The following is a 4,832-nucleotide window of genomic DNA, read 5'->3' on the forward strand; positions in this document are numbered from 1 at the left end:
GCAGCCGCACAAGACCGTACAGCAGCGCACCGGCCAGAATCGACCATACGACCGTATTCAGCTTGCGGCCGGCGTTGACGCCATTCATCCAAGAAGGCGCTTCGAACAGCGGCTCCTTCATGCCGAGGAATGAATCCATCTCCACCACTTCACTGTTATAAGGCTTGACGATCGGCGGCATTGTGTATTTTACCCTCATCGTCATTTGATTCTGTACGCCTTTCTGATCGATAGAAAGATCTTCCCGCGCGAATGAAGCCGTATAATCCATCCCGCGGAAGGCAAATACGGTGAGGATAAACGCGATCACGACGAGGATCACGTACAGCGTGAACTCCAGCCAACGCTGTGCCCGCCTTGCTGCCTTATGCGTCTGCGTGAAGTCGACGACGCGCAGCAAATACATGAGACCGGCGGCAAAGCCTACGGCGAAAAAGGCTTCTCCCAATGCGGCCGTCGTCACATGCACCTTCAGCCAGTTCGATTGAAGCGCCGGCACGAGCGGCTGCACCTCTTGCGGGAAGACGGCCGCATAGGCGATGATGATGACCGTAAGCGGCAAGGTGAACATGCCGAGCAGCGCCGAGCGATAAATGAGATAGACGATCGTGAAGGCGATCATGATCGCCATCCCCAGAAACGAGATGAATTCGTACATATTGCTCGTCGGAATATGTCCGGCGCCCGCCCACCTGGTGAAGAAAAAGGTGAGCTGGGCCGCAAGGCCAAGCGTCGACACGCTGAAGGCGATACGCGACCATTTGCGCATATGGGCGGCCGGCTCCCGGTTGCTCCACTTGCGCCCCGCTACCGCGATGGCAAAAAACAGAAAAGCGAAGCAGTACAAGAAGAAGGCGATAATAAAGGCGTCGCTGCTTACATTCAACCAACTCACGTCTTGTTCCCTCCGTTATCGAGCGATTTCGGATCTATCTCGATACTCATTTTGCGCAGAGCGGCTGCCACGTCGCCCCGCATACCATACCAGTTCTTGTTCGTATGCGCGCCGAGCGACAACACGCCGTCGTCAATACGCATCCATATCCGCCTATGATTCCAATAGAAGCCGAGCGTGAGGCCGATCATCGATATCGCGGCGCCGATCCAGATGAACGGCATTGCGCGGTCGATACGGACATTCAAAAAGCTCTCTGGGCCGGTAAACTCGACGCCCTCCATCGAGCCCACAACGATATCGAACCGGTCGGCCAGTGCGCGGTTGATCATATCCTGGCTAAACCGCTGCTTGTCCTTTTGCTTCGGGAAATACATGAACGTCTCTCCGTCCGCCGGAAGACCGGGACCCTTTATCAGGAACAGAAATGCCGGCGCGTCCGGTTCCCGCGAATTGTTGGTCGGCACGCCGTTCTCATCCAGCTTGAAATCCATAAACCGCGTTATAAGTTCCAATGAATAAGGCCCAAGCTCGTAGAACGGTTCGGGATCGGCGATCGACAACCGGAACGGACCATATTTCTCGCCTGTTACCTTATCGATCAGCACCGGATTAACCGCCTTTAGCTTCGGCGTCATGTTGAAGTCGAATTGATACACCTTGACGCCATTGTAGGACAACGGATCGTTCACGATAATATCGTGCGCCGTCAGCTTGGTCAGCTGTGGCTCGCCGACCGCGCCGCAGTTCGCGGTGCATTGGTATAGCTCCGCTTTCGTCTCATATTTTTTGGCTCGCGCCGTACCCTTCAATCGATCCGGCATCTCGCTATCCGTATAAAAATCGACGGTAAAGGCGACATTTTTAATAAAATAATTCGTCCCCTGCAGCCGGACCGTGTCCCCTTCTGTAACCCCCACGTAATCGTCGAGATACCATCCGGGAATACTGCGGGCCAATACCGCAAGCAGAAAGATGATTAGTCCGATATGATTGATATAAGGTCCCCAGCGGCTGAACCTGTTTTTCTCCGCGAGCAGCGCCGTTCCGTCCCGGTGCACGCGAAAGCCGCGGCGCTGCAAAGCGCCTTCGAACCGCTGCGTCCATTCCTCCGGATCGCCGTCGATCCGTGTGGCGTAAACGACCTTCTGCCTGGAGATGAACCGGTCATGCTTGCGTATTTGCTGCTTGTTCAGCGCCCTGTACAGGGGCAGCACGCGGTCAAGGCTGCAGATCACGAGCGATGTGCCGATCATCACGAGCAGACCGATAAACCACCAGGATTCATACGTGTGGGACAAGCCCAGCGCGTAATAAATTTTGCCCGGCAAACCATAAGTTTTCTCGTAATAGGTCGGATCGCTGAAGTTGACGAACGATCCCTCCTGCGGATAGATCGTGCCGAGCGTCGAGGCGAGCAGCGTCAGCACGATGAGCCACACGGCGATTTTGACCGAGGAGAAAAAACTCCATATCCGGTCGATCGGTCCCGGGTTCGCCTTTTGCGACCGTCTGGCAACTCCGTCGTACCGCATCTCCAGCGGCAAATCGGAGAGCGCTTCTTCCCCCAGCGGCTTGCCGCATGATTCGCAGAGCACGGTTCCTACGGAATTTTGATGACCGCACTCGCACTTCGTATTCTGAAACAACGAGGGGAACCTCCTTCTTTTTTGACCTGACGAAAGCGCCGGCGCTTAATCCCTCCGACGCTTTACATTTAATTCCGGAACAGTTCGGTTATCCGCTCGTCGATCGCGGCCTCCGTCATTCCGCCGATAAATATTTCCTTGATTTCGCCGTTCGGCTTGACGAAGAAGGTCGTAGGGTACTGGCGAACGCCGTAAGCTTTTTCAGTCTGCCGGTCACGGTCGCGCAAAATCTGATAATCCAGATTAAATCGCTTCAAAAAATTCGTCACGGTAATATCGTCCTCACTCAAATTGATCGCGAGAATCTCCAGTCCTTCCCCTTTCCATTTCACATACTGTCGCTGAAATTCCGGCATTTCCTTCACACACGGCGGACAGAACGTTCCCCAGAAATTGATGACAAGCGGCCGGCCCTTGTAGTCGGACAGCTTCTGTACGCTGCCATCCATTGCGGCCAGCTCGAACTCGGGAGGCTTGCCGCCGACTTGCGGGGTCCCATCGGACGAAAACAACGTCTTGCCGATGGCATAACCGCCCAGCAGCAAGACGCCGATCAGGATTGCAATTTGTACGATTTTACGCTTTGACCCTGTCATTAGCCTCGTTCACCACCTGTAACGGACTGCGCATATACGCGGTAATACGTCCATTATAGCGAACTTGGGCAACGCGTGGATTTCGACACCGTTCACTTTTTATGAACTTTATGTGTCTTTCTCGCTTCATCCTGCAGTTCCTTGACCTCTTGCGGTTTCAAATGCCGGTATTTGCCGCGCGCCAGCCCCTGCAGCGTCAATTCGCCGAACTTTACCCGCTTCAGCAGGGTGACGGGATGGCCGATCGCCTCGAACATGCGCCTGACCTGACGGTTGCGGCCTTCATATATCGTTATCCGGATCGTCGACTTCTTGTTGTCCGGATCGACGTCCTGGTATTCGACCTCGGCCGGGGCCGTCATGCCGTCGTCCAGCATGATTCCTATCTGCAGCTGCTCCAGCGCCGAGCCATGGGGCACGCCCTTCACCGTCGCCATGTACGTCTTCGCCACATGATGGCGCGGATGGGTGAGCAGGTTGGCAAATTCGCCGTCGTTGGTCAGCAGCAGCAACCCTTCCGTGTCGTAATCCAGTCGTCCCACCGGGTAGACCCGTTCCTTGATGCCCGGCAAATAATCTTTGACGACCTTGCGTCCCTTGTCGTCCGATGCGCTTGTAATGACACCCTTCGGCTTGTGCAGCATCAAATACAGCTTCGATTCATGGCGGATCGGCTTGCCGTTCACCGTAATGACATCCGCCGCCGGATCGGCTTTCACGCCGAGCGTCGTGACGGTTTCACCGTTCACCTGCACCCGGCCCTCCAAAATGAGCTCCTCGCACTTGCGCCGCGAGGCTATGCCGGCCTGCGCCAGCAGCTTTTGTAAACGTTCCAATCGATTTCACCTCTCTATTCATCATAACCATCCGTTATAGAAATCACAAGCAGAACGACAAAACCGGCCCCTGAAAGGACCGGCGGATGCGGGTTGCAAGCATGCATGTGGGGGTTCGGTCATCCGAATACCAGAAGGGAAACGAACACTGCGGCGAGAAAGCCGACCAGGTCGGAGAATAGGCCGACCTTCAAGGCATACCGGGTTTTCCGGATACCGACGGCGCCGAAGTAGACGGTGAGTACATAAAGAGTCGTATCGGTGCTGCCCTGAATCGTCGATGCGATCCGTCCGATCATCGAGTCAGGCCCGTACGCTTTGATCAGATCGGCCGTAAAGGCCAGCGAACCCGCGCCTGTAATCGGCCGCAGCAGCCCGAGCGGCAGCACCTCGCCCGGTACGCCCAGGCTGTCGGATAGCGGCCTCACGGCCTCCACCAGCCAGTCCATTGCCCCCGAGGCGCGGAACATCGCGATCGCGACCATCATGCCCACAAGATGGGGAATGAGCGAGACCGCTGTGCCGAAGCCCTCCTTCGCGCCGTCCACGAACGATTCGTAAACGGGAACTTTGCGGAAGGCGGCATAGAGCGGTATAAAAGCGATCAGCGCCGGGATCGTCCAGGCGGATACGGCGGTTATCAGCTCATACACGAATCCTTCACCCGCCTTCCGTTATAACCGGATGGGGCGCGTTTGCTCCGGGCTCTGAGGCGGCTCCGCTCCCCGTCCGGCGTGGCGGCCCGGAGGAAACCGGCGGCTTCGAAGCCCTTCGCCGAAACCATCGGTCCGCCAGCAGCGCTGCGGCCGTGGCAACGGCTGTAGCCGCTAGCGTCGTGCCGACGATTTCGGCAGGG

Annotated in this window: 5 protein-coding genes and 1 pseudogene; all 6 read right to left on the reverse strand. The window is 56.5% G+C overall.

Annotated features, from left to right (window positions below):
* Nucleotides 1-895 (reverse strand): cytochrome c biogenesis protein CcsA (gene ccsA, locus BG52_RS13885; RefSeq protein WP_036585919.1); only part of this gene is annotated, 895 nt, incomplete at its 3' end.
* Nucleotides 892-2,544: a cytochrome c biogenesis protein ResB gene (gene resB / locus BG52_RS13890; RefSeq protein WP_036585918.1), complete on the reverse strand. Its 1,653-nt coding sequence runs from the start codon at nucleotides 2,542-2,544 to the stop codon at nucleotides 892-894. The genes ccsA and resB, both read right to left, overlap by 4 nt.
* Before the next feature lie 68 nt (nucleotides 2,545-2,612).
* Nucleotides 2,613-3,140, reverse strand: coding sequence for a redoxin domain-containing protein (locus tag BG52_RS13895; RefSeq protein ID WP_036585916.1), 528 nt, complete (start codon nucleotides 3,138-3,140; stop codon nucleotides 2,613-2,615).
* A 92-nt stretch (nucleotides 3,141-3,232) separates the two neighbouring features.
* Nucleotides 3,233-3,976, reverse strand: a complete 744-nt coding sequence (locus BG52_RS13900; protein ID WP_036585914.1) for a pseudouridine synthase — start codon at nucleotides 3,974-3,976, stop codon at nucleotides 3,233-3,235.
* Nucleotides 3,977-4,095: 119 nt separating this feature from the next.
* Complete coding sequence (locus BG52_RS13905; protein WP_036585912.1) at nucleotides 4,096-4,629, reverse strand: spore maturation protein; 534 nt, start codon at nucleotides 4,627-4,629, stop codon at nucleotides 4,096-4,098.
* Between the two features lie 7 nt (nucleotides 4,630-4,636).
* A pseudogene (locus BG52_RS16580) lies at nucleotides 4,637-4,832 on the reverse strand (nucleoside recognition domain-containing protein); the annotation flags it as partial.

Origin of the sequence: Paenibacillus darwinianus (assembly GCF_000598065.1) — a bacterium.
Lineage (GTDB): Bacteria > Bacillota > Bacilli > Paenibacillales > Paenibacillaceae > Paenibacillus_I > Paenibacillus_I darwinianus.